The sequence below is a fragment of the Streptomyces sp. NPDC087859 genome (assembly GCF_044742595.1).
GTDB classification, from domain to species: domain Bacteria; phylum Actinomycetota; class Actinomycetes; order Streptomycetales; family Streptomycetaceae; genus Streptomyces; species Streptomyces canus_F.
Map to the genome: position 1 here is coordinate 631,674 of NZ_JBIUUU010000002.1, position 23,455 is coordinate 655,128.

The 23,455-nt window shown below is 71.5% G+C and carries 14 protein-coding genes and 1 tRNA gene; all 15 read left to right on the top strand.

What is annotated here, in order from left to right; genetic code table 11:
- Positions 1 to 35 precede the first annotated feature (35 nt).
- Positions 36 to 2,447, top strand: a complete 2,412-nt coding sequence (locus tag ACIOHP_RS06845; protein ID WP_361552883.1) for a sodium-translocating pyrophosphatase — start codon at positions 36 to 38, stop codon at positions 2,445 to 2,447.
- 194 nt (positions 2,448 to 2,641) lie between these two features.
- Positions 2,642 to 3,256 carry a small secreted protein gene (locus tag ACIOHP_RS06850; protein ID WP_401883976.1) on the top strand — a complete coding sequence of 205 codons (615 nt, stop codon included), beginning with the start codon at positions 2,642 to 2,644 and terminating at the stop codon, positions 3,254 to 3,256.
- 64 nt (positions 3,257 to 3,320) lie between these two features.
- Entirely contained in the window at positions 3,321 to 4,838 is a 1,518-nt protein-coding gene (locus ACIOHP_RS06855) for a class I SAM-dependent methyltransferase (RefSeq protein WP_361552877.1), read from the top strand.
- A gap of 178 nt (positions 4,839 to 5,016) precedes the next feature.
- Positions 5,017 to 7,281, top strand: coding sequence for a serine/threonine-protein kinase (locus ACIOHP_RS06860; protein WP_401883978.1), 2,265 nt, complete (start codon positions 5,017 to 5,019; stop codon positions 7,279 to 7,281).
- 145 nt (positions 7,282 to 7,426) lie between these two features.
- Positions 7,427 to 7,624, top strand: a complete 198-nt coding sequence (locus ACIOHP_RS06865) for a hypothetical protein (RefSeq protein ID WP_401883980.1) — start codon at positions 7,427 to 7,429, stop codon at positions 7,622 to 7,624.
- Positions 7,625 to 7,872: 248 nt separating this feature from the next.
- The gene (gene topA, locus ACIOHP_RS06870; RefSeq protein ID WP_401883982.1) at positions 7,873 to 10,689 is read left to right on the top strand and encodes a type I DNA topoisomerase; all 2,817 of its coding nucleotides are present in this window, start codon (positions 7,873 to 7,875) and stop codon (positions 10,687 to 10,689) included.
- A gap of 124 nt (positions 10,690 to 10,813) precedes the next feature.
- Complete coding sequence (gene tmk / locus ACIOHP_RS06875) at positions 10,814 to 14,002, top strand: dTMP kinase (protein WP_401883984.1); 3,189 nt, start codon at positions 10,814 to 10,816, stop codon at positions 14,000 to 14,002.
- Positions 14,003 to 14,099: 97 nt separating this feature from the next.
- On the top strand, positions 14,100 to 15,305 hold the full coding sequence (locus tag ACIOHP_RS06880) for a DNA polymerase III subunit delta' (protein ID WP_361484471.1): 1,206 nt from the start codon (positions 14,100 to 14,102) through the stop codon (positions 15,303 to 15,305).
- Between the two features lie 113 nt (positions 15,306 to 15,418).
- On the top strand, positions 15,419 to 17,017 hold the full coding sequence (locus tag ACIOHP_RS06885) for an alpha/beta hydrolase (protein WP_401883986.1): 1,599 nt from the start codon (positions 15,419 to 15,421) through the stop codon (positions 17,015 to 17,017).
- A 119-nt stretch (positions 17,018 to 17,136) separates the two neighbouring features.
- Positions 17,137 to 17,210, top strand: a tRNA-Thr gene (locus ACIOHP_RS06890).
- 259 nt (positions 17,211 to 17,469) lie between these two features.
- The gene (locus ACIOHP_RS06895) at positions 17,470 to 18,822 is read left to right on the top strand and encodes an L-fuconate dehydratase (RefSeq protein WP_401883988.1); all 1,353 of its coding nucleotides are present in this window, start codon (positions 17,470 to 17,472) and stop codon (positions 18,820 to 18,822) included.
- Positions 18,819 to 19,580 (top strand): SDR family NAD(P)-dependent oxidoreductase, encoded by a 762-nt coding sequence (locus ACIOHP_RS06900; RefSeq protein WP_401883990.1) that lies wholly within the window; start codon positions 18,819 to 18,821, stop codon positions 19,578 to 19,580. Before ACIOHP_RS06895 ends, ACIOHP_RS06900 begins: the two co-directional genes overlap by 4 nt.
- Positions 19,581 to 19,694: 114 nt before the next feature.
- The gene (locus ACIOHP_RS06905) at positions 19,695 to 20,738 is read left to right on the top strand and encodes a sugar ABC transporter substrate-binding protein (protein ID WP_401883992.1); all 1,044 of its coding nucleotides are present in this window, start codon (positions 19,695 to 19,697) and stop codon (positions 20,736 to 20,738) included.
- Between the two features lie 46 nt (positions 20,739 to 20,784).
- Positions 20,785 to 22,335: a sugar ABC transporter ATP-binding protein gene (locus ACIOHP_RS06910; protein ID WP_401883994.1), complete on the top strand. Its 1,551-nt coding sequence runs from the start codon at positions 20,785 to 20,787 to the stop codon at positions 22,333 to 22,335.
- Complete coding sequence (locus ACIOHP_RS06915; protein ID WP_401883996.1) at positions 22,328 to 23,404, top strand: ABC transporter permease; 1,077 nt, start codon at positions 22,328 to 22,330, stop codon at positions 23,402 to 23,404. The genes ACIOHP_RS06910 and ACIOHP_RS06915 overlap by 8 nt, the downstream gene beginning before the upstream one ends.
- Positions 23,405 to 23,455 lie beyond the last annotated feature (51 nt).

Genomic DNA, 23,455 nt, shown 5'->3' on the forward strand with positions numbered 1-23,455 from the left:
CATCTTGAGCTCAGCACAGGCGTCAAGGAGGACGAATGGCGGGGCTTTCTACCCCTCATCAGTTGGACCATCCCACTTCCCTCGCAGCCGCGGTCCTGACCGACGACAACCGGATCATCATCTGGGTGATCGCCGCCGTCGCACTGGCCGCGCTCGTGGTCGCGGGCATCCTGGTACGCCAGGTGCTCGCGGCGGGCGAGGGCACCGACAGCATGAAAGAGATCGCGAAAGCGATCCAGGAAGGTGCGAACGCCTATCTGGCCCGGCAGATGCGCACGCTCGGCGTTTTCGCCGTGGTCGTGTTCTTCCTGCTCATGCTGCTGCCCGCGGACGACTGGAATCAGCGCGCCGGTCGATCCGTGTTCTTCTTGATCGGCGCGGCGTTCTCGGCGGCCACCGGCTATATCGGCATGTGGCTCGCCGTGCGCAGCAATGTGCGCGTCGCCGCGGCGGCACGGGAAGCGACCCCTGCGGAAGGTGAGCCGGAAAAGGATCTCACCGCCGTCTCGCACAAGGCAATGAAGATCGCTTTCCGCACGGGCGGCGTCGTCGGCATGTTCACGGTGGGGCTCGGTCTGCTGGGCGCCTCCTGTGTCGTGCTGGTGTACGCGGCCGACGCACCGAAGGTGCTCGAGGGCTTCGGCCTCGGGGCCGCGCTGATCGCCATGTTCATGCGTGTCGGCGGCGGCATCTTCACCAAGGCCGCCGACGTCGGCGCCGACCTGGTCGGCAAGGTCGAGCAGGGCATTCCGGAGGACGACCCGCGCAATGCCGCGACCATCGCCGACAACGTGGGCGACAACGTCGGCGACTGCGCGGGCATGGCGGCCGACCTCTTCGAGTCGTACGCCGTGACCCTGGTCGCCGCGCTGATCCTCGGTTCGGCGGCCTTCGGCGACGCCGGGCTCGCCTTCCCGCTGATCGTGCCCGCGATCGGTGTGATCACCGCGATGATCGGCATCTTCGCGGTCGCCCCGCGCAGTTCCGACCGCAGCGGGATGTCCGCGATCAACCGCGGGTTCTTCATCTCCGCGGTGATCTCGCTCGTACTGGTGGCGGTCGCCGTCTTCGTCTATCTGCCGTCGTCGTACGCCGACTTCAGGGGCGAGGGCGTCACCGACAGCGGCATCCTCGGCAAGGACGGCGACCCGCGGGTCCTCGCCCTCGTCGCGGTGGCGATCGGCATCGTGCTCGCCGCCGTCATCCAGCAGCTGACCGGCTACTTCACCGAGACCACCCGGCGTCCCGTCCGGGACATCGGGAAGTCCTCGCTCACCGGCCCGGCCACCGTCGTCCTCGCCGGTATCTCGATCGGTCTCGAATCGGCCGTCTACACCGCCCTGTTGATCGGCCTCGGCGTCTACGGGGCCTTCCTGCTCGGCGGTACGTCGATCATGCTGGCGCTGTTCGCGGTGGCACTGGCCGGCACCGGTCTGCTCACCACGGTCGGTGTGATCGTCGCCATGGACACCTTCGGGCCGGTCTCCGACAACGCGCAGGGCATCGCCGAGATGTCGGGTGACGTCGAGGGCGCGGGCGCGCAGGTGCTCACCGACCTGGACGCGGTCGGCAACACCACCAAGGCCATCACCAAGGGCATCGCCATCGCCACCGCCGTCCTGGCGGCGTCGGCGCTCTTCGGGTCCTACCGTGACGCGATCACGACCGGCGCGCAGGACGTCGGCGAGAAGCTGTCCGGCGAGGGTGCGCCCATGAGCCTGATGATGGACATCTCGCAGCCCAACAACCTCGTCGGTCTCATCGCGGGCGCGGCGGTCGTCTTCCTCTTCTCGGGGCTCGCGATCAACGCCGTGTCGCGGTCGGCGGGCTCCGTGGTCTACGAGGTGCGGCGGCAGTTCCGCGAGCATCCCGGGATCATGGACTACAGCGAGAAGCCGGAGTACGGCAAGGTCGTCGACATCTGCACCAGGGACGCCTTGCGGGAGCTCACCACGCCCGGACTGCTCGCGGTGCTGGCGCCCATCTTCATCGGGTTCACGCTCGGTGTCGGGGCCCTGGGCTCGTTCCTGGCGGGCGCGATCGGGGCCGGCACGCTCATGGCGGTGTTCCTCGCCAACTCCGGCGGCGCCTGGGACAACGCCAAGAAGCTCGTCGAGGACGGTCACCACGGCGGCAAGGGCAGCGAGGCCCACGCCGCGACGGTGATCGGTGACACCGTCGGCGACCCCTTCAAGGACACCGCCGGTCCCGCGATCAACCCCCTGCTGAAGGTGATGAACCTCGTGGCGCTGCTCATCGCGCCGGCGGTCATCAAGTTCAGCTACGGCGAGGACAAGAGCATCGGCGTACGGATCACCATCGCCGTCCTCTCGTTCCTCGTGATCGTCGGCGCCGTCTACGTCTCCAAGCGGCGCGGGATCGCCGTAGGGGACGACGAGGGTGCCAAGAGGTCGGTCAAGTCGGCCGATCCCGCGGTGGTTTCGTAGGCGGTCATACGGGACGCCTGCTCAAGGGGCGGGCGGGGGGCGCGTACGGCCGCGCCCCCCGCCCGTTCTGTGTGTTCACGCCCTCCTCGTGAGCCTTCTCTCACTTGGTGCAAATGGCTTTAATGCATCACTTAACGGACACCCCATCTGTGGATGTCCTCCAGATGCCGTGTATGTTCCGGGGCCGAGGAGCCATGGAAGGGACCGATCCGGTGAACAAGAAGCTCGCGGCCGCGTTGTCCGGCGGTGCGGTACTGGCGATGGCGCTGTCGGCATGCAGCAGCGGTGACGACAACAGCGAGAAGCTGGACGCCTGGGCCAAGGAGGTCTGCAGCGCGGTGCAGCCGCAGGCCAAGAAGATCGAGGCCGCCAATACGGCGATCCAGAAGCAGACCTCGGACAACAGCACTCCGGAGGACGTCCAGAAGACGGACTCCCAGGCCTTCCAGGACATGGCCGAGGCCTACAAGGCGATCGGGGCCGCCGTGCAGAAGGCCGGCGCGCCGGACACCGGGGACGCCAAGAACGCCGAGAAGAAGCAGCAGGACGCCGTCAAGGAGCTCAACAGCCTCGGCGCGTCCTACGCCTCCCTGCAGAAGCAGGTCGACGACCTCAACACCAAGGACCAGGCGAAGTTCGCCGACGGCCTCAAGGACATCGCGACCGCGCTCGACAAGCTGAGCACCAGCGGCAACGACGCCCTCAGGACGCTCGAGGAGGGCGACGTCGGCAAGGCCATGGCGCAGCAGGAGAGCTGCAAGAGCGCGTCGGCCGCACCTTCGGCCGCGCCGTCGGCCACCACCGGCTGACATCCACCCGTGCGTGACCCCGGCGCCGTAGGCATCGCCCGCGGCGCCGGTTCACAATGGGGTGGTGAGTAACGCCAGCCTTGCCCCTCTGCCCTCCGTCGACCGCCCCGACGTCGCCGCGCGTCTGCGGGACGCCCTTCTGGGCGCCTCCTTCACCGCCGACGGGCTGCTCGAACTGCTCGGTGGCCCCGCGTACGCGGCGCTCGCCCGCAGCGAGACCGTGCCCGCCCTGCGGGCGACCCGTGGGGACACGCCGCTGGAGGTGCTCGTACGGCTCTTCCTGTTGCAGCAGCCAGTGCTCCACGCGCGCGTGGCGGGCGTGCTGCCCGTGGACGCGTGTCTGGAGAGCGGGTGGCTGGTGCGCGCCGGCTCGGACGAGGTCGCCGCGGCCGTCGACGTACGGCCGTACGGCGGACCCGACGGCGAGGACTGGTTCATCGTGTCCGACCTGGGGTGCGCCGTCGGCGGGGCCGGAGGCATCGGCAGCCGGGCCGAGGGCGTCGTCCTGGGCGTCGGCGGCGCCTCCACGACCCTCGCGGGCATCACCGTCCGCAGGACCGTCTCCGCCGCTCTCGACCTCGGCACCGGCTCCGGTATCCAGGCACTGCACGCCGCACGGCACGCCACGCGCGTGACGGCGACCGATCTGAACCCGCGCGCGCTGCACATCACCGGGCTCACGCTGGCGCTGTCCGGCGCCCCGGCGGCCGAGCTGCGGGAGGGCTCGCTGTTCGAGCCGGTGAAGGACGGGGAGACGTACGACCTGATCGTCTCGAACCCGCCGTTCGTGATCTCGCCGGGTGCGCGGCTGACGTACCGGGACGGCGGGATGGGCGGGGACGATCTGTGCCGGTCGCTCGTTCAGCAGGCGGGGGAGCGGCTGAACGAGGGCGGGTTCGCGCAGTTCCTCGCCAACTGGCAGCACGTGGAGGGGGAGGACTGGCAGGACCGGCTGCGGTCGTGGGTGCCGCGCGGGTGCGACGCGTGGATCGTGCAGCGCGAGGTGCAGGACGTCACGCAGTACGCCGAGCTGTGGCTCAGGGACGCCGGTGACCATCGGGGCGACCCGGCCGAGTACCAGGCCCTGTACGACGCCTGGTTGGACGAGTTCGAGGCGCGCAAGGTGAAGTCCGTCGGGTTCGGCTGGATCACCCTGCGCAGGACGGGGGCCGCCGTGCCCTCGGTCGTCGCCGAGGAGTGGCCGCACCCCGTCGAGCAGCCGCTCGGCGACACGGTCAGGGCGCACTTCGAGCGCCTCGACTACCTGCGGGACCATGATGACGCCGCCCTGCTGGAGGGCCACTTCAGGCTCGCCTCCGAGATCGTCCAGGAGCAGGTCGGGCTGCCCGGTGCCGAGGACCCGGAGCATGTCGTGCTGCGGCAGAACCGCGGGATGCGCCGGGCCACCAAGGTGGACACGGTCGGCGCGGGCTTCGCCGGAGTGTGCGACGGCTCGCTGAGCGCGGGGCGGATCCTGGACGCCATCGCGCAACTGGTGGGCGAGGACCCGGTGTTGCTGCGGGACCGTACGCCGGCGCAGATCCGGCTGCTGGTGGAGCAGGGGTTCCTGGAGCCGGCGTGAGGCTCGATCCGTGTGACCTCTGAGGCGGGCGGGTACCCCTGAGGCCCATGTGTCTGATCTGGTGGGATTGCTCCTGAAAAGGTCTCCTGTCAGTGGCAGGTGCGAAGCTACCTTCGAGAGACAGAGTGCACGCGTCCTCGGGGGAGGCGCGCTGTCTCGGGTCTCGGGGGGAGGCGTGATGGCGGGGGATACGCCGGATCAAGGCGAAGGCAGGGTCATCAACGGGCGGTACCGGCTGCTGCGGTCGCTCGGCGCGGGCGGCATGGGCCGGGTCTGGCTCGCGTACGACGAGGAGTTGGCCTGCGAAGTCGCGATGAAGGAGATCGCGCTTCCGGAGGTGCCGATGGACGCGGCCGAGCCCGCCCAGCGCATCGCGCGGGCCCGCAGCGAGGCCCGGCACGCGGCGCGGCTGCGCGGCCATCCGCACGTGGCGACGGTGCACGACGTCGTGGTCCACGAGGGACTGCCGTGGATCGTCATGGAGTACGTGCCGGACGCGGTCGACCTCCAGGCGGTGGTACGGCGTTCAGGGCCGCTGCTGCCCGCCCAGGCGGCCCGCGTCGGGCTCGCCGTGCTCGACGCGCTGACCGCGGGGCACCGGATCGGCATCCTCCACAGGGATGTGAAACCGGCCAACATCCTGCTGGCGTCGGACGCTTCGGGCGACCCGTTCGCGCGCGTGCTGCTCACCGACTACGGCATCGCGCTGCAACCCGAGTCCCGCGAACCCCGGCTCACCGCCACGGCGGGCATCCTCGGCACACCGGGCTACCTCGCTCCGGAACGCGCGCGTGGAGAGCCGCCGACGCCGGCCGCGGATCTTTTCTCGCTGGGCGCGACGCTGTACTCGGCCGTGGAGGGACGCGGCCCCTTCGACCGGCACGGTGACTACGCCACCCTCACGGCACTGCTGGGGGAGGAGCCGACGCCCGCGGTGCGGGCCGGTGAACTGGCGCCTGTGCTCCAGGGGTTGCTCGTCAAGGACCCGGTGCGCAGGTCGTCGCCGGAGACGGTGGCGCGGGGGCTGGAGCGGGTGGTGCAGGGGGCCTCGCCCGCGTGGCCCGCGGCGACCGGTGCGGCGCCGGGGGGATTCGGGCCGCCACCCGCCGGGTTCGGGGCGGCGACACCCCAGACACCGGGTGCGTCACCGACGCCGAGCACTCCGCAGACACCGCACACCCCGGGCGGCGTACCCCAGGGGGTGGGCGGTGCGGCGGGGGCGGTGACCCCGGGAGCCGGGGGCTTCGGTCCCGGCGCACCGGCCACGCCTGCCGGGGCGCCCCCTTCGCAGTACGACCCGTGGCGGCAGCCCTCCGTATCGCAGCAGTCGCCCGAGGCCGGCAACCCCTACACGCAAGGGCCCTACGCGAGCGGCGGCGCGCAGTCGCCCTCCGCGGGCGGTGGCGGTCCCGCACCCTACGGCCCGTACACCGGCGGCGGTTCGACGCCGTACGGCGGTCCCACCCCGCCGTACGCGGGCGGCACCCACGGCGCCGGCTGGGGCGCGGGCGGGCCGGGTGCGCCTGGCGGCGGACCACCGCCCCCGCCTTCCAAGAAGCGGCTCGCCGTCGTCGCGCTCGTCGTGGCCGCCGTGCTCGTCGTCGCCGGCGGCACCTGGCTGACCGTCTCGCTGACCGGCGACGACGGCGACGACACCGCCACCCCGAAGAAGCCGCCCACCTCCAGCGTGCCCAAGTCCTCGGCACCGCCCACCGGACCGGTGCTGCCGTACGGCGATGTCGTCGGACTCAGCCAGCCGCTGGAGACCGGCGACTGTGTGCAGGCGGTCTGGTCGGGGACGCCGTTCAAGTCCGTGCCGAACCTGGGCAAGGTGAGCTGCTCCGAGGACTGGCCCGACGGTCAGGTCGTGGCGGTCGACACGGCCACCGACGCCGCGGACGCGGCCGCCGAGGGCGCCGAGCGCTGTGCGAACCAGACGCGCGCGGTCGTCGACGCCCTGCCGGACGCGGCCGGCTACGCCGTCGTACCGACGAAGGAGGGCTTCACGGTGGCCAACAGCGGTACGGCATGTCTCGTACTCGGACGCCATGCCGCGATAGGCGGTGAGGTCGGCCGGTTCCGCGACGAGGGCGCCAACCTGTGGGTCGGTCAGATGAGTGTCGGCGACTGCTGGATCTACGAGGAAGGCGACGACGGCTACAACGCGCCGCTCACCGATTGCGTGCAACCCCACACCGACCAGGTCGTGGGCGTCGTCCAGGCGCCCGACGGCATGAACTACGAGAAGGGCGCCGACAACGCCACCAAGCTCTGCGGCAACAAATTCGAGTCGACCTGGGCGCCGGGATCGGAACGGGCCGTGTTCGGCTGGGTGGCCGACGAGGACGACTGGAACCAGGGCTTCAAGAAGGCCGTGTGCACCGTGGGACGGACCGACAACGAGAAGACGACCGGAAAGATACCCGCGCCCGGATCGGTCTGAGCACCCGGCCGTGAACGGGGGCGCCGGGGCGGCCCCCGGCGGCGTCGGTCCCGCGTTCACCTCAGGTTCGCCTGGCCGCCGCCCGCGCGTGTCAACCTCCCGGGGCTGGACACACGCAGCCGGGGCAAAAGGGGGCAGGGGCGTCATGGAGAGGGGACCGGCGATCTTCGCCGGGGCGGTGTTCGCCCTGTTCGGGGGCGGGCTGCTGATGTGGACCGCGGCCCGGGTACGACAGCGCGAACCCGTCGCACACGGTGTGAACCCGGTCGCATCGGCGACCCTCGCGAGCCTCGCCGCTCTGGTGGCGCTGGGCCTGGGCGCGTGGTGCCTCACCCATATCTGAGGATCATGGAAAAGCCGAGGTCCCGGTAATTGGGAGGTCTCCCTCCGGTAAGGCTCGAAATAGCCGGTGGGCACTCCGGGCGGCAGGAATGGCGGTAGTCGGGTTACCGTTCGAGTGGCCGTTGCGGGCTTTTCCCGTTTGACACGGGGGCGGGATGTACCGTCACACTCCGCAGCGTCACCATGACCCGACCCCGGGATGAAGGCGCCTGGGGAGGCCCCAAGCGTCGACCGGAGAGAAGAGCGAAGTTGTCCCCGACCAGCGAGACCGCAAAGGGCGGCCGCCGACTCGTCATCGTCGAGTCGCCTGCCAAGGCGAAGACGATCAAGGGCTATCTCGGCCCTGGATATGTCGTCGAGGCGAGCGTCGGGCACATCCGCGACCTCCCCAACGGCGCCGCGGAGGTGCCGGAGCAGTACACCGGCGAGGTCCGCCGGCTCGGCGTGGACGTCGAGCACGACTTCGAGCCGATCTATGTCGTCAACGCCGACAAGAGGGCTCAGGTCAAGAAGCTCAAGGATCTGCTGAAGGACTCCGACGAGCTCTTCCTCGCCACCGATGAGGACCGCGAGGGCGAGGCCATCGCGTGGCACCTCCAGGAAGTGCTCAAACCCAAGGTCCCGGTCAAGCGGATGGTCTTCCACGAGATCACCAAGGCCGCGATCCAGGCCGCCGTGGCCAACCCGCGCGAGCTCAACCAGAAGCTGGTCGACGCCCAGGAGACCCGCCGCATCCTCGACCGCCTCTACGGCTACGAGGTCTCGCCGGTCCTGTGGAAGAAGGTCATGCCCCGTCTGTCGGCGGGCCGTGTCCAGTCCGTCGCCACCCGGCTCGTGGTGGAGCGGGAGCGCGAGCGCATCGCGTTCCGGTCCGCCGAGTACTGGGACCTGACGGGCACCTTCGCGACCGGCCGCGCGGGGGACTCGAGCGACCCGTCGACCCTCGTCGCCCGCCTCCAGAGCGTCGACGGCAAGCGCGTCGCCCAGGGCCGTGACTTCGACTCCCTGGGACAGCTCAAGGGCGCCAACACGCTCCACCTCGACGAGGCCAACGCCCGTGCGCTGGCCGCCGCCCTGGAGCAGACGCAGTTCGCCGTCCGGTCCGTCGAGTCCAAGCCGTACCGCCGCTCGCCGTACGCCCCGTTCCGTACGACGACGCTCCAGCAGGAGGCTTCGCGCAAGCTCGGCTTCGGAGCGAAGGCGACCATGCAGGTCGCGCAGAAGCTGTACGAGAACGGCTTCATCACCTATATGCGTACGGACTCCACGACGCTCAGCGAGACCGCCGTCACCGCGGCCCGTGCGCAGGTCACCCAGCTGTACGGCGCCGACTACCTGCCGTCGGCCCCGCGGACGTACGCCGGAAAGGTCAAGAACGCGCAGGAGGCGCACGAGGCGATCCGCCCCTCGGGTGATCGTTTCCGCACGCCTGCCGAGACCGGACTGACCGGCGACCAGTTCAAGCTCTACGAGCTGATCTGGAAGCGGACCGTCGCCTCGCAGATGAAGGACGCGGTCGGCAACTCCGTGACCGTGAAGATCGCCGGCACCGCCGCCGACGGCCGGGACGTCGAGTTCAGCGCCTCCGGCAAGACGATCACCTTCCACGGCTTCCTGAAGGCGTACGTCGAGGGCGCGGACGACCCGAACGCCGAGCTGGACGACCGCGAGCGCCGGCTGCCCCAGGTCAGCGAGGGCGACCGGCTCAGCGCCGAGGAGATCACGGTCGACGGGCATGCCACCAAGCCCCCGGCCCGCTACACCGAGGCCAGCCTGGTCAAGGAACTCGAAGAGCGCGAGATCGGCCGTCCGTCGACGTACGCCTCGATCATCGGCACGATCCTCGACCGCGGCTATGTCTTCAAGAAGGGCACGGCACTCGTCCCGTCCTTCCTCTCCTTCGCCGTCGTCAACCTCCTGGAGAAGCACTTCGGGCGGCTCGTCGACTACGACTTCACCGCCAAGATGGAGGACGACCTCGACCGCATCGCGCGGGGCGAGGCCCAGTCCGTGCCGTGGCTGAAGCGGTTCTACTTCGGCGAGGGCACCGAAGGCGGCGCGGCCGTCGCCGGCAACGGTGACGGGGATCACCTCGGCGGTCTCAAGGAGCTCGTGACCGACCTCGGCGCGATCGACGCACGCGAGGTGTCGTCGTTCCCGGTGGGCGACGGCATCGTGCTGCGGGTCGGCCGCTACGGCCCGTACATCGAGCGCGGCGAGAAGGACTCCGAGGGCCACCAGCGCGCGGACGTGCCGGAGGACCTCGCCCCGGACGAGCTGTCCGTCGAGCTCGCGGAGGAGCTGCTCGCCAAGCCGAGCGGTGACTTCGAGCTCGGCGCCGACCCGGAGTCGGGCCACCAGATCATCGCGCGGGACGGCCGCTACGGCCCGTACGTCACCGAGGTGCTCCCCGAGGGCACTCCGAAGACCGGCAAGAACGCCGTGAAGCCGCGTACGGCCTCGCTGTTCAAGTCGATGTCGCTGGACACGGTGACGCTCGCCGACGCCCTGAAGCTGATGTCGCTGCCGCGGGTCGTCGGCAAGGACGCCGAGGGCGTGGAGATCACCGCGCAGAACGGCCGCTACGGCCCGTACCTGAAGAAGGGCACGGACTCGCGGTCCCTCACCGCCGAGGACCAGCTCTTCACGATCACCCTCGACGAGGCGCTGGCGATCTACGCCCAGCCCAAGCAGCGTGGCCGGGCCGCCGCCAAGCCGCCGCTGAAGGAGCTGGGCGCGGACCCGGTCAGCGAGAAGCCGGTCGTGGTCAAGGACGGCCGTTTCGGGCCGTACGTGACCGACGGGGAGACCAACGCGACCCTGCGCTCCGGCGACAGCGTCGAGGAGATCACCCCGGAGCGCGGCTTCGAGCTGCTCGCCGAGAAGCGTGCGAAGGCTCCCGCCAAGAAGACGGCGAAGAAGGCGCCCGCGAAGAAGGCCCCGGCCAAGAAGGCGACGGCCGCCAAGACCGCGGCCAAGAAGACGACCACGGCCGCCAAGAAGACGACGGCGAAGAAGACCACCACCAAGAAGGCGGCGGCTTCGAAGGCCGCGTCGGAAGACTGAGTCGCGCCGCGGACCTTCACCTCGGGTTCGCAAAACGAACGCCCCGGCATCGGTTTGGTGTCGGGGCGTGCGCACGTTCGGACGGGCGCCGCAGGCTGTCGGTGCTGCCCGATAGGCTGAAAGCATGACGCGAGCCGAGCAGCCAACGGCCCACCACCCGGCCCCCGACGACGCCCTTGCCGCGGACTCCCGCGAGCGCGCCGTCCGCGCCCTGTTGCGCCGACCGCAGCTCAGGAGGCTGTGGAGCGCGCAGCTTGTGGGGGGTGTCGGCGACGTACTCGCCCTCCTGGTGCTGGTCGTCCTGGCCCTCCAGGCGGCGATCGCCGAGGGTTCCTTCGGTGGCGGCTACCGGGGCGTGGCGTTCGCAGTGGCGACCGTCTTCGGGGTGCGCATTCTGGCCACGCTGCTCTTCGGGGCGGTGCTGCTCGGCCCGTTGACGTCGCTCACCTCACCGGAGGGGCCGCTCGACCGCCGCTGGACGATGGTCGGCGCGGACGCCGTGCGCACGCTGGCGCTGATCGTCGCGCCCCTGTGGATCGACTGGACGCCGGACAACGCACTGGCGGTCCTCCTGGTGACCGCCTTCGTGACCGGAGTCGCCGAGCGCTTCTGGACGGTGTGCCGCGAGAGCGCGGCGCCCGCCCTGCTGCCGGCCCCGCCGCCGGAGGGTGCGACCGTACGGCCGCTGCCGGACCACATGGACGCGCTGCGGCGCCTGTCGCTGCGTACGGGCTTCGTGGCGATCCCGCTCGCCGCCGCCGCACTCGTCGCGGCCTCGCTGGTCAACAACCTTCTGGGCGCCGGGATCGACTGGTTCGCCCAGCACCAGGCGGCCCTCGCCTCGTATGTCGCGGCCGGTCTGTTCGCCGCGTCCCTGTCCGTGCTGACCTTCCTCGAACTGCCCGGCACCCGCACGCCACGCGCGCGTTCCCCGCTGGAGGGCATGCGCCGCCCCAAGACGGGCTCCGGCGTCGACAAGGGCCGCACCGGCGTGCTTCCGCTGCTGGTGCTGGCCTCCGCGGCCGTCGCCGGGGCGGTCGCCGCCGCCGTCGCCGTGGCCGTGCTGCACGCCAAGGACCTGGGCGGCGGCCCGGTGACGTACGGCCTGCTGGTCCTGGCCCTGACCGGCGGGGTCGTCGTCGGCATCCGTACGGCGCCCAAGGTGCTGGTCTCGCTCTCGCGGCGCCGGCTGCTCGCGCTGGCGATCGCCTTCACCGGCGTCGCGCTGCTGGCCGCCGGCCTCGTCCCCGACGTCACCACCGTCATCCTGATCGTCGCGCTGGCCGGGGCCGGCGCGGGCGTGGCCGCCAACACCGGGCACACGCTCATCGACCAGGAGGCCGAGGACTACCGGCGCGGGCGCACGACCGAGCATCTGCACGCGGTCGTACGGGTCTTCGTCGCGCTCGGCGCGGTGATCGCCCCGCTGGTGGCCGCACTGATCGGGCCGCACCGGCTGGAGAGCGGCAAGTTCGTCTTCGCGCACGGCGGCGCCGCGTTCACGCTGATGCTGATCGGCGCCCTGCTGCTGCCGGTGGCCGCGCTGGTGCTCGCCAAGGTCGACGACCGTTCCGGTGTGCCGCTGCGGCACGATCTGCGGGACGCGCTGCTCGGCGGCGACGACCCCGTGACGGCGCCCGCGGCCTCCGGTTTCTTCATCGCCCTGGAGGGCGGCGACGGAGCCGGCAAGTCCACCCAGGCCGAGGCGCTCGCCGACTGGATAAGGGCCAAGGGCCACGAGGTGGTGGTGACGCGCGAACCGGGGGCGACACCGGTCGGCAAGCGGCTGCGGTCGATCCTGCTCGACGTGTCCAGCGCCGGACTCTCGCACCGCGCGGAGGCGCTGCTGTACGCGGCCGACCGCGCGGAGCACGTGGACACCGTGGTGCGGCCCGCGCTGGAGCGGGGCGCGGTCGTGATCTCGGACCGGTACGTCGACTCGTCCGTCGCCTACCAGGGGGCGGGCCGCGACCTGTCGCCGACGGAGGTCGCCCGCATCAACCGCTGGGCGACCGACGGACTGGTGCCGAACCTGACCGTGCTCCTCGACGTGTCCCCGGAGATCGCCCGCGAGCGGTTCACCGAGGCGCCGGACCGGCTGGAGTCGGAGCCGGCGGAGTTCCACGCGCGCGTGCGCTCCGGGTTCCTGACACTGGCCGCCGCCGACCCCGGGCGCTATCTCGTCGTCGACGCGGGCCAGGAGCCCGAGGCCGTCACGACCGTCGTACGCCATCGGCTCGACCAGCTTCTGCCGCTCTCCGAGCAGGAGATCCGCGAGCAGGAGGAGGCCCGGCGCAAGGCCGAGGAGGAAGCGCGCCGCAAGGCCGAGGAAGAGGCCGCGCGCAAGGCCGAGGAGGAGCGCCTGGAGCGCGAGCGCCAGGAGCAGCTGGAGCGGCTGCGCGCCGAGGAGGAGGAGCGCAAGCGGCGCGAGCTGGAGGAGGCGCAGCGCCGCGAGGCCGAACGGCAGGCGGAGGAGGCCCGGTTGCGGGCCGAGGAAGCGCGCAAGCGTGCCGAGGAGGAGCGGGCTCGGCTCCTCGCCGAGGAGAAGGCGCGGGCCGAGGAGGAGGCGCGGCGCAAGGTCGAGGAGGACCGGCGTCGCAGGCAGGCCGAGGAAGAGGCGCGGCTGCGGGCCGAGGCCGAGGCGCGGCGTGTGGAGAAGCAGCGCAAGGCCGAGGAGGCGCTGCTGCGGGCGGAGGAGGCACGACGGCTCGCCGAGCAGGCCGCGGCCGCCGCCGAGGCGGGACCGAAGAAGCCGGCACCGCCCGCGGTCGCCCCTCCGGAGGCGGTGACCGTGCCCACGCCGGTGGTGACGCCGACGAACGCGTCGGGCGGGCCGGTGGAGGAGACGGCCGTGCTGCGGCCGGTGCGCGACGAGAAGGCCGAAGGGGCCGCCGACAACGAGGTGACGGCCGAGCTGCCGAAGCCTCCGGCCGGCGCCGCGGACGAGACGGCTGTGCTGCCTCCCGTCGTGCCGGGTGCGGCCGACGAGACGGCTGTGCTGCCGCCGGTGGTGCCGGGTGCCGCGGACGAGACCGCCGTGCTGCCGCCGGTGCCGGGTGAGGCTCCTGAGCATCGGGTGCCGCCGGGGTACTTCCGGGAGGACCAGGCGGGGCCGGACGGGACCGAGGACCGTACGCGGGAGATGCCTCAGGTCGACGAGACCGGGGCGCCGCGACGGCGGGCCCGGTCGGACTGGGCCGAGGAGACACCGCTGGACGACCTGCCGTCGCTGGCGGACGAGCTGCTGGGCCCGCGTGAGGACGACGAGTTCGGCGACGAGCGTGGGGGCCGGGGCAGGGGACGCCGGGGCTGAGGCAGCTCCCTCGGTCACCTGACGGAGCCCTGTTGTCAGTGCCGGCCCGCACAATGGACCCAGCACCCCCGACCGTGACGAAAGGGCGGCACCACCCATGACCGTCTGGGACGACCTCGTCGGCCAGGAGAAGGTGAGCGAGCAGCTCGGAGCCGCCGCTCGGGACGCCGACGCGCTCGTCACCGCGGCCACCACGGGCACCCCGCCGCCCGAGGCGTCGAAGATGACGCACGCGTGGTTGTTCACGGGCCCGCCCGGAGCCGGCCGGACGCAGACCGCGCGGGCCTTCGCCGCCGCGCTGCAGTGCGTGAGCCCCGACCGCGCGCTCGGCGGGATCCCCGGGTGCGGGTTCTGCGACGGATGTCATACGGCCCTCATCGGCACGCACGCGGACGTCACCACCGTCGCCGCCGTCGGCACGCAGATCCTCGCCGACGACATGCGGGACACCGTCCGCAAGTCGTACACCTCACCGGCGACCGGCCGCTGGCAGGTGATCCTCGTCGAGGACGCCGAGCGGCTGAACGAGAAGTCGGCCAACGCGGTGCTGAAGGCCGTCGAGGAGCCCGCCCCGCGTACCGTCTGGCTGCTGTGCGCCCCGTCCGTCGAGGACGTGCTGCCCACCATCCGCTCCCGCTGCCGCCACCTCAATCTGCGGACACCCTCCGTCGACGCGGTCGCCGACCTTCTCGTACGACGGGAAGGCATCGAGCCCTCCGTGGCCGCGACCGTCGCACGGGCCACGCAGGGGCACGTCGACCGGGCCCGCCGCCTGGCCACCGACCCCGCCGCGCGCGAGCGCAGGGCCGCCGTCCTCAAACTGCCGCTGCGCGTCGAGGACGTCGGCGGCTGCCTCAAGGCCGCCCAGGAGCTCGTGGACGCGGCCGCCGAGGACGCCAAGGCGCTCGCCGAGGAGATGGACGGCAAGGAGACCGAGGAGCTGAAGACCGCCATGGGCGCGTCCCAGGGTGGTCGGATGCCGCGCGGTACGGCGGGGGTGATGAAGGACCTGGAGGACAAGCAGAAGCGGCGCCGGACCCGTACCCAGCGCGACAGTCTCGACCTCGCCCTGACGGACCTCACCGGCTTCTACCGCGATGTCCTCGCCCTCCAGCTCGGCTCCCGGGTGGCCATCGCCAACGAGGACGCCGAGGAGGCTCTTCAGCGCCTGGCCCGCGGCAGCTCCCCGGAGGCGACGCTGCGCCGCATCGAGGCGATCGCCGGCTGCCGGGACGCCCTCGACCGCAATGTGGCGCCGCTGCTCGCCGTGGAGGCGATGACGATGGCGCTCAGAGAGGGCTGAGGCACCGCCCCGCGGTACTGCCCACGATCAACAGGAGGTTGACCAGGTACCCCGTACGAGCCGCAAGGTGCACGGAAGGCAACCGAGCGGCTGCGCAGAGTTACTCTCGGTTGATGCACATCAGGCGCAGTCCTCGCCCGGCCCACCCGATGGCCCCGCCGCGTCACCGGCGTTCGCGGACCGGCGGTGCCCTTCTCGCCGTCGCCGCGCTGGTCGTGTCGGCCTGCTCCGCGGGGAGCGGTTCCGCCGGCTCGACAGCGGAGGCGGCGGCGCTGGCCGCGCTGCCGAAGGCCACGCCGGCCGCTCTCTCGCCGTACTACGGGCAGAAGCTGAGCTGGCGCAGCTGCGGGGTGCCCGGTTTCGAGTGCGCCACGATGAAGGCACCGCTCGACTACGACAAGCCGGACGACGGTGACGTCCGCCTCGCCGTCGCCCGCAAGAAGGCGACCGGCTCCGGCAAGGCGCTCGGCTCGCTGCTGGTGAACCCGGGCGGGCCGGGCGGCTCGGCGATCGGCTACCTCCAGGCCTACGCCGGGATCGGCTACCCCGCCGAGGTCCGTGCCCGGTACGACATGGTCGCCGTCGACCCGCGCGGCGTCGCCCGCAGCGCGCCCGTCGAGTGCCTGGACGGGCGCGACATGGACGCGTACACGCAGACCGACACGACACCCGACGACGAGGAGGAGACCGAGGAACTCGTCGCCGCCTTCCAGAAGTTCGCGGAGGGCTGCGGCGCCGACTCGCCCGAGCTGTTGCGGCATGTGTCCACCGTCGAGGCGGCGCGGGACATGGACATCCTGCGGGCGGCGCTGGGCGACGAGAAACTGACGTACGTCGGGGCGTCGTACGGAACGTTCCTCGGGGCGACGTACGCGGGCCTCTTCCCGAACCGGGTGGGCCGACTGGTCCTGGACGGCGCGTTGGATCCGTCGCTGCCCGCGCGGCGTACGAGCCTCGACCAGACGGCGGGGTTCGAGACGGCGTTCCAGTCCTTCGCGCGGGACTGTGTGCAGCAGTCGGACTGTCCGCTGGGCACGAAGGCGGGCGAGGTCGGCACCAACCTCAAGGCGTTCTTCGAGAAGCTCGACGCCCGGCCGATCCCCACGGGAGACGTGGACGGCCGCAAGCTCGGTGAGTCCCTCGCCACCACCGGGGTCATCGCGGCGATGTACGACGAGGGCGCCTGGGCGCAGCTGCGCGAAGCGCTGACCTCGGCGATGGAGGAGAACGACGGCGCGGGGCTGCTGGTCCTCTCCGACAGCTACTACGAGCGGGACGCCGACGCCCGCTACTCGAACCTGATGTTCGCCAACGCGGCGGTGAACTGCCTGGACCTCCCCGCGGCGTTCAACTCACCGGACCAGGTGCGGGACGCGTTGCCGGAGTTCGAGAAGGCGTCCCCCGTCTTCGGTGAGGGTCTGGCCTGGGCCTCACTGAACTGCGCGTACTGGCCGGTCGGGGCGACGGGTGAGCCGCATCGCATCACCGCGAAGGGCGCCGCCCCGATCGTGGTCGTCGGCACCACCCGCGACCCGGCCACCCCGTACCGCTGGGCCCGCGCCCTGGCCGCCCAGCTCTCTTCCGCCCGCCTCCTCACCTACGAGGGCGACGGTCACACCGCCTACGGTCGCGGCAGCGTCTGCATCGACTCCACCATCAACGCGTACCTCCTCCGGGGGACCCCGCCGACCAAGGGAAAGCGCTGCTCATAGACCCTCCGCAGGTGAGTCCACCGGCCCCGGAACCCCCGCCTCCGGGGCGGGTACGGAGCACCCTCGGAAACTGTGTAGACTTACCGACGTTGCTGATCGCACCATGGTGTGGACGGCGCGCCGCCTTAGCTCAGATGGCCAGAGCAACGCACTCGTAATGCGTAGGTCTCGGGTTCGAATCCCGAAGGCGGCTCTTCCTGAGACCAGGTCAGATCCATTCTGACCTGGTCTTTTCTGTTGTCCTGTTGCGAACTGCCCATGCGGGGCAGCTGGTTCGTCGGCTCCCGGCAGGCATTGTTGCAGTGCCGCCCACGCCACCCAAGCCGCCCGAGACACAGGTCTCCGGTAGGCGGCCGAGGCTTTTGGGCGATATACAGTCATTTGGGTACCCGAGCTTGCCGTCAGGCCTGATTCTGTGGAGTCCTCCCGATGACGTCGATGAGCCGCCTGCCATGACACCCCACCCGGCGCGGGGGCGGATCACGGCGCTGGACGCCTACGACATCCGGTTTCCCACGTCGCGTCGGCTCGACGGGTCGGACGCGATGAACCCCGATCCGGACTATTCGGCGGCGTATGTGATCATCCGGACCGATGCCGGGGACGGGCTGGAGGGGCACGGGTTCTGCTTCACCATCGGCCGGGGCAACGAGGTCGAGGTGGCGGCGATCAAGGCGCTGCGCCCGCATGTGGTGGGGCTGCCGGTGGGGGAGGTCCTGTCCGATCTCGGGGAGTTCTCCCGCTCGCTCGTCGGTGACAGTCAGCTGCGCTGGCTGGGGCCCGAGAAGGGCGTGGTGCACATGGCCATCGGGGCCGTGGTGAACGCCGTATGGGATCTGTACGCGAAGCGGGAGCGGAAGCCGCTGTGGAAGCTGCTGGCCGACCTGGCGCCCGAGCAGGTGGTCGCGTTGATCGACTTCCGCTATCTGGAGGACGCGCTGACCTCCGATGAGGCGCTGGGGATTCTGCGGCGGGCGCGGGGCGGAATCGGGGAACGGGAGGCGCGGCTGCTCGCCGAGGGGTATCCGGCGTATGCCACGTCCCCCGGCTGGCTCGGTTATCCGGACAGCAAGGTCGCCCGGCTGGCCCGGGAGGCCGTGGACAGCGGGTTCCGGCAGATCAAGCTCAAGGTCGGCGCCGACCTGGCCGACGATGTGCGGCGGTGCCGTACGGCCCGAGCGGCGATCGGCCCCGGGGTGCGGATGGCGCTGGACGCCAATCAGCGCTGGGGGATCGAGGAGGCGGTCGGGTGGGTCCGGCGGCTGGCGGAGTTCGACCCGTACTGGATCGAGGAGCCGACCAGCCCGGACGACATCCTCGGTCTCGCGAGGATCCGCCGGGACGTGGCGCCGGTGCCGGTGGCGACCGGCGAACATGTGCACAACCGCGTGATGTTCAAGCAGCTGCTCCAGGCGGACGCGATCGACTTTCTGCAGCTGGACGCCTGCCGGGTCGGGGGAGTCAACGAGAACCTGGCGATCCTCCTGCTCGCCGCGAAGTTCGGGGTCCCCGTGTGTCCGCACGCGGGCGGGGTGGGCCTGTGCGAGCTTGTGCAGCATCTGGCGATGTTCGACTGGCTGGCGGTCTCCGGCACCGTTCAGGACCGGGTCATCGAGTACGTGGATCATCTGCACGAGCACTTCCTCGACCCGGCCGTGATCGTGCGGGGGCGGTACGCGGCCCCGACCGCCCCCGGCTTCAGCTCGGAGATGCGGCCCGAGTCGCTCGCCGCGTACGCGTTCCCCGGCGGCGCCGCCTGGCAGGTCCCGTACGGACCGCCCCCGGCCGAGGGCGGTCCCGCGTGAACACCGGGGAGGAGTTCCGGGGGCTGACCGCGGTCGTCACGGGCGGCGCGTCCGGGATCGGTCTGGCCACCGCCGAGACCCTGGCGGCGAGGGGGTGCCGGGTGGCGGTGCTCGACCGCGTTCCGGGGCCCGCGTGGCTGCACCCGGTACAGGCCGATGTCGGGGACGCCGTAGCCGTGACCGACGCGGTGCGCCGGGTTGCGGACCTGTTCGGAGGCCTGGACGTGCTGGTCAACAACGCCGGGATCGGCGCCCGGGGCACCGTAGAGGACAACCCGGACGACGAATGGCGCCACGTGCTGGACGTCAATGTGCTCGGCATCGTCCGCACCAGCCGGGCGGCACTGCCGTATCTGCGCCGGTCCCCCAGCGCGGCCATCGTCAACACCTGCTCGGTCGTGGCGCTGGCCGGGCTGCCGCAGCGGGCGCTGTACGCGGCGAGCAAGGGCGCGGTGCTCGCGCTGACCCTGGCGATGGCCGCCGACCACATCGGCGAGGGCATCCGGGTCAACTGCGTCACCCCGGGCACCGTGGACACCCCCTGGGTGCGCCGGCTGCTCGAACACTCCGATGACCCGGAGGCCGAACGCGCCGCCCTCATCGCCCGCCAGCCCGCCGGCCGCCTGGTCACCGCCCAGGAAGTCGCGGACGCCATCGCGTATCTCGCCGGGCCGCTGGCCGGCGCCACCACCGGGACGGCACTCGCCGTGGACGGAGGGATACAGGGCATCCGCCGACATCCGGACTCCTTCCACTGACATGACCCTCTACCTACTGGCACGACCCTCCACTGACACGACCTTCCACCGACCGACCGACCGACCGACTGACCGTCCGACCGGCCACTGACCACCAACTCGGAGCCGAGCACCATGAAGCGACGCATCGCCGCCGTCGGAACAGCCCTCGCACTCTGCTGCGGGCCGGCCGTCACCGCCTGCGGTGGGGGCACGAGCAGCACCACCGACACCGCTTCGGGCCAGGTGGGAGTGGTCCTGCCGCTACTTACCTCGCCGTTCTGGGAGTCGTACGACTCCTACATCCCCGAGCAGGCCGCCGCTCAGGACGTCCGGGTGCTGCAGACGGTGAACTCCGACTCCGATCCGGGCAAACAGATCACCGACATCCAGAATCTGCTCGCCCAGGACGTGAAGGGCCTGGTCGTCTCCCCGCTGGACTCCGCGGCGATCGTCGCCGGGCTGAATGCCGCGCAGCGCAAGGACGTGCCGGTGGTCGCCGTCGACGTGGCGCCGGACAAGGGCAAGGTCGCGATGGTGGTCAGGGCCGACAACCGTGCCTTCGGGGAGAAGGCCTGCCGGCAGATCGGCGACGCGGTGAAGACGGGCAAGGTCGTACAGATCCAGGGCGACCTGGCATCGGTCAACGGGCGGGACCGGTCGGAGTCGTTCAGCGCGTGCGTCAAGAAGAACTACCCGCGCATCAAGGTGCTGGACCTTCCCGCCGGCTGGAAGGCGGAGAGGGCGGCGGCCGGTCTGGAGGCGCTGTACACCGCCAACCCCGACATCAAGGGCATCTATATGCAGTCCGGCGGCGTGTACCTGGCTCCCACGCTGAGCACGCTCCGGCGGCACGACGCGCTGGTGGCGGCCGGTAGCCCGGGGCACATCGTGATCGTCTCCAACGACGGCATCTCGCAGGAGCTGGACGCGATCCGCAAGGGCCAGATCGATGCGACGGTCTCCCAGCCGGCCGACCAGTACGCCAAGTACGGCATGTACTACATCAAGCGGGCGATGGCGGGCGAGACCTTCCGCCCGGGCCCGACCGACCACGACAGCACCGTCGTCCGGCTGCCCGGCGGAATCCTGGAGGACCAGCTCCCGGCACCGCTGGTGACCAAGGAAAACGTCGACGACGCGTCCCTGTGGGGCAACCGGATCGGCAAGAGCTCCTGACCCCCGGCAGATCGGCTGCCCGGGCCCTCAGGAAAGCGAGACCGCGATGAACCGGATGCCACCGACCGACCCCCGCGCCGAGGGCACCGGCCGCCGCGCCGTGGCCGAGGCCCACGGGATCCACAAGCGCTACGGGCCCACCGTGGCCCTGGACGATGCGCGGATCACCGTCCGGACCGGTGAGTCGCACGCCCTGGTCGGCCGTAACGGGGCCGGCAAGTCGACCCTGGTGGCCATCCTGACCGGCATGCAGCGGCCGGACCGCGGCGTCGTCCTGTTCGACGGCGAACCCGCGCCCGCCCCGGCGGACCGCGAGGCGTGGCAGCGGCGGGTCGCCTGCGTCTACCAGCAGTCGACGATCATCCCGGATCTCACGGTCGCCGAGAACCTGTACGTCAACCGGCAGCCCACGGTCCGCGGCCAGGTGATCAGCTGGCGGCGGATGCGCGCGGCGGCCCGCGAGCTGCTGGGCGAGTGGGGCGTGGAGGTCGACGAGAACGTGCCGGCCGGCAGGCTCACCGTCGAGGACGCCAAGATGGTGGAGATCGCCAGGTCCATCTCCCGCGGCACCCGGTTCATCATTCTGGACGAGCCGACCGCCCAGCTGGACAGCCGGGCCATCGACCGCCTGTTCACCCATGTCCGGCGGTTGCAGCGGGCCGGGATCACCTTCCTCTACATCTCCCACCATCTGGAGGAGGTCTACGCCGTCTGCCAGGCCGTCACCGTCTTCCGCGACGCCCGCTGGATCACCACGGCGCCCGTGGGCGAGCTGGGCAGGACCGAACTCGTCGAGGCGATGACCGGAGGGCGGGGCACGGCCGTGGTCCCCGGCTCCGGCACGGTCCGGTCGCAGGCGCCGGACGCGCCCGTGGCCGTACGGGTGGACCGGCTGAGCGGCCCGCATTTCACGGACGTCAGCTTCACCGTCCGGTCCGGGGAGACGGTGGGGCTGGCCGGGCTCGCGGGCTCCGGGAGCCATCAGGTCGCCGAGGCGCTGGCCGGGCTGTACCGGCCGGACAGCGGGCGGATCGAGGTCCTCGGCCGGCCGACGCGGCCGGGCAGCGTCCCTTCGGCGCTCGCGGCGGGCGTGGGGTGTGTGCCGCGCGACCGGCACCATGAAGGGCTCGTACCGGAACTGTCGGTGGCCGAGAACGCCTCGCTGAGCATCATGGACCGGCTGGGGCGCCTCGGCGTGATCTCGCGCCCGGCCCGGGATGCCTTCGCCCGCCGGACGATCACCGGTCTCGACATCACGACGGACGGCCCGCACCAGCCGGTCAAGGACCTCTCGGGCGGCAACCAGCAGAAGGTCGTCATGGGCCGGGCGCTGGCCACCGACCCGGCGGTACTGGTGCTCATCAACCCGACCGCGGGTGTCGACGTGCAGTCCAAGCGGGCGCTGCTGGCGGTCGTCGACCGGGCCAGGGCCGCTGGACGCGCGGCACTCGTCGTCTCGGACGAGCCGGCGGACCTGCGGAGCTGCGACCGCGTCCTGGTGATGTTCAACGGCTCTCTCGCCGCCGAGTACGCCGTCGGCTGGACCGACGAAGAACTGGTGGCCTCGATCGAAGGGGTCGGCACCGGCCATGAATGACACCACGCCGGACGGCCCGACCGACGGCCCTGCGAAAGGCGGCCCGACGAAAAGCGCCCCGACGACCGGCGGCGGGCCGGACACCGCGGTCCGCCGCCCCGTCCGGACGATCGCCCTGGGCCGGATCCGCGACCTCGCGCTGCTGCCCGCGGTGCTCCTGCTGCTGGTCATCGGCGCGGTCGGCAACGAGAGCTTCCTGGAGCGGGACAACCTGCTGAACGTGCTCAGCGCCTCCTCGGCGCTCGGACTGCTGGTGCTCGCCGAGGCGATGATCCTGATCAGCGGCAAGATGGACCTCTCGCTGGAGTCGATCGCGGGACTCGCCCCGGCCCTCGGCTTCATGGCCGTGATCCCGGCCGTCTCGGCGGGGTTCGGCAGCGAACTGCCCACCTGGTGCGGCCTGCTGATCATTCCGCTCACGGGGGCGCTGATCGGGGCCGTGAACGGTCTGCTGATCGTCAAGCTCCAGCTCAACGGCTTCATCGTGACCCTGGCGATGAACATCGTGCTGCGCGGAGTCCTGGTCGGCATGGTGTCCGGCAAGACCCTGTTCGACGCCCCAGCCGCGTTCCTGGCGCTCGGCTCCGACACCTGGCTCGGCGTCCCCGTCTCCGTGTGGGTGACCGGAGCCTGTTTCGCCGGCGCCGGGTGGGTGCTGCGCCACCACCGGCTGGGACGCGCGGTGTACGCGGTGGGCGGCAACGCCCCCGCGGCGCGGGCGGCCGGTATCCGGGTCGAACGGGTGGCCTGGGGAGTCCTGGTCATCGGCGGGACCCTGGCCGCGGTGGCCGGCCTCGTGATCGCCGGGCGGGTCGGGGCGATCAACGCCAATCAGGGACAGGGCCTGATCTTCACCGTGTTCGCGGCCGCCGTCATCGGCGGCATCAGTCTGAGCGGCGGCAAGGGATCCCTGGCCGGGGCGCTGCTGGGGGTCCTGCTGCTGGGCATGCTGGAGAACCTGCTCACGCTGGCGCAGGTGTCGTCCTTCTGGATCCAGGCCATCTACGGCGCGATCATCCTGGTGGCGCTGATGATCGCCCGGCTCATCACCGGCGAGGGCCAGGAGTAGCGCGGTCCGGGAGCGGTCCGGAAGGAGCAGTGCCGGGGGCTACGCCATAGA

Bases quoted from the DNA above. Each gene is read 5' to 3' on its own strand.
- ACIOHP_RS06845 (WP_361552883.1), top strand. From the start codon at position 36: ATGGCGGGGCTTTCTACCCCTCATCAGTTGGACCATCCCACTTCCCTC.
- ACIOHP_RS06850 (WP_401883976.1), top strand. From the start codon at position 2,642: ATGGAAGGGACCGATCCGGTGAACAAGAAGCTCGCGGCCGCGTTGTCC.
- ACIOHP_RS06860 (WP_401883978.1), top strand. From the start codon at position 5,017: ATGGCGGGGGATACGCCGGATCAAGGCGAAGGCAGGGTCATCAACGGG.
- ACIOHP_RS06865 (WP_401883980.1), top strand. From the start codon at position 7,427: ATGGAGAGGGGACCGGCGATCTTCGCCGGGGCGGTGTTCGCCCTGTTC.
- tmk (WP_401883984.1), top strand. From the start codon at position 10,814: ATGACGCGAGCCGAGCAGCCAACGGCCCACCACCCGGCCCCCGACGAC.
- ACIOHP_RS06880 (WP_361484471.1), top strand. From the start codon at position 14,100: ATGACCGTCTGGGACGACCTCGTCGGCCAGGAGAAGGTGAGCGAGCAG.
- ACIOHP_RS06885 (WP_401883986.1), top strand. From the start codon at position 15,419: ATGCACATCAGGCGCAGTCCTCGCCCGGCCCACCCGATGGCCCCGCCG.
- ACIOHP_RS06895 (WP_401883988.1), top strand. From the start codon at position 17,470: ATGACACCCCACCCGGCGCGGGGGCGGATCACGGCGCTGGACGCCTAC.
- ACIOHP_RS06905 (WP_401883992.1), top strand. From the start codon at position 19,695: ATGAAGCGACGCATCGCCGCCGTCGGAACAGCCCTCGCACTCTGCTGC.
- ACIOHP_RS06910 (WP_401883994.1), top strand. From the start codon at position 20,785: ATGAACCGGATGCCACCGACCGACCCCCGCGCCGAGGGCACCGGCCGC.
- ACIOHP_RS06915 (WP_401883996.1), top strand. From the start codon at position 22,328: ATGAATGACACCACGCCGGACGGCCCGACCGACGGCCCTGCGAAAGGC.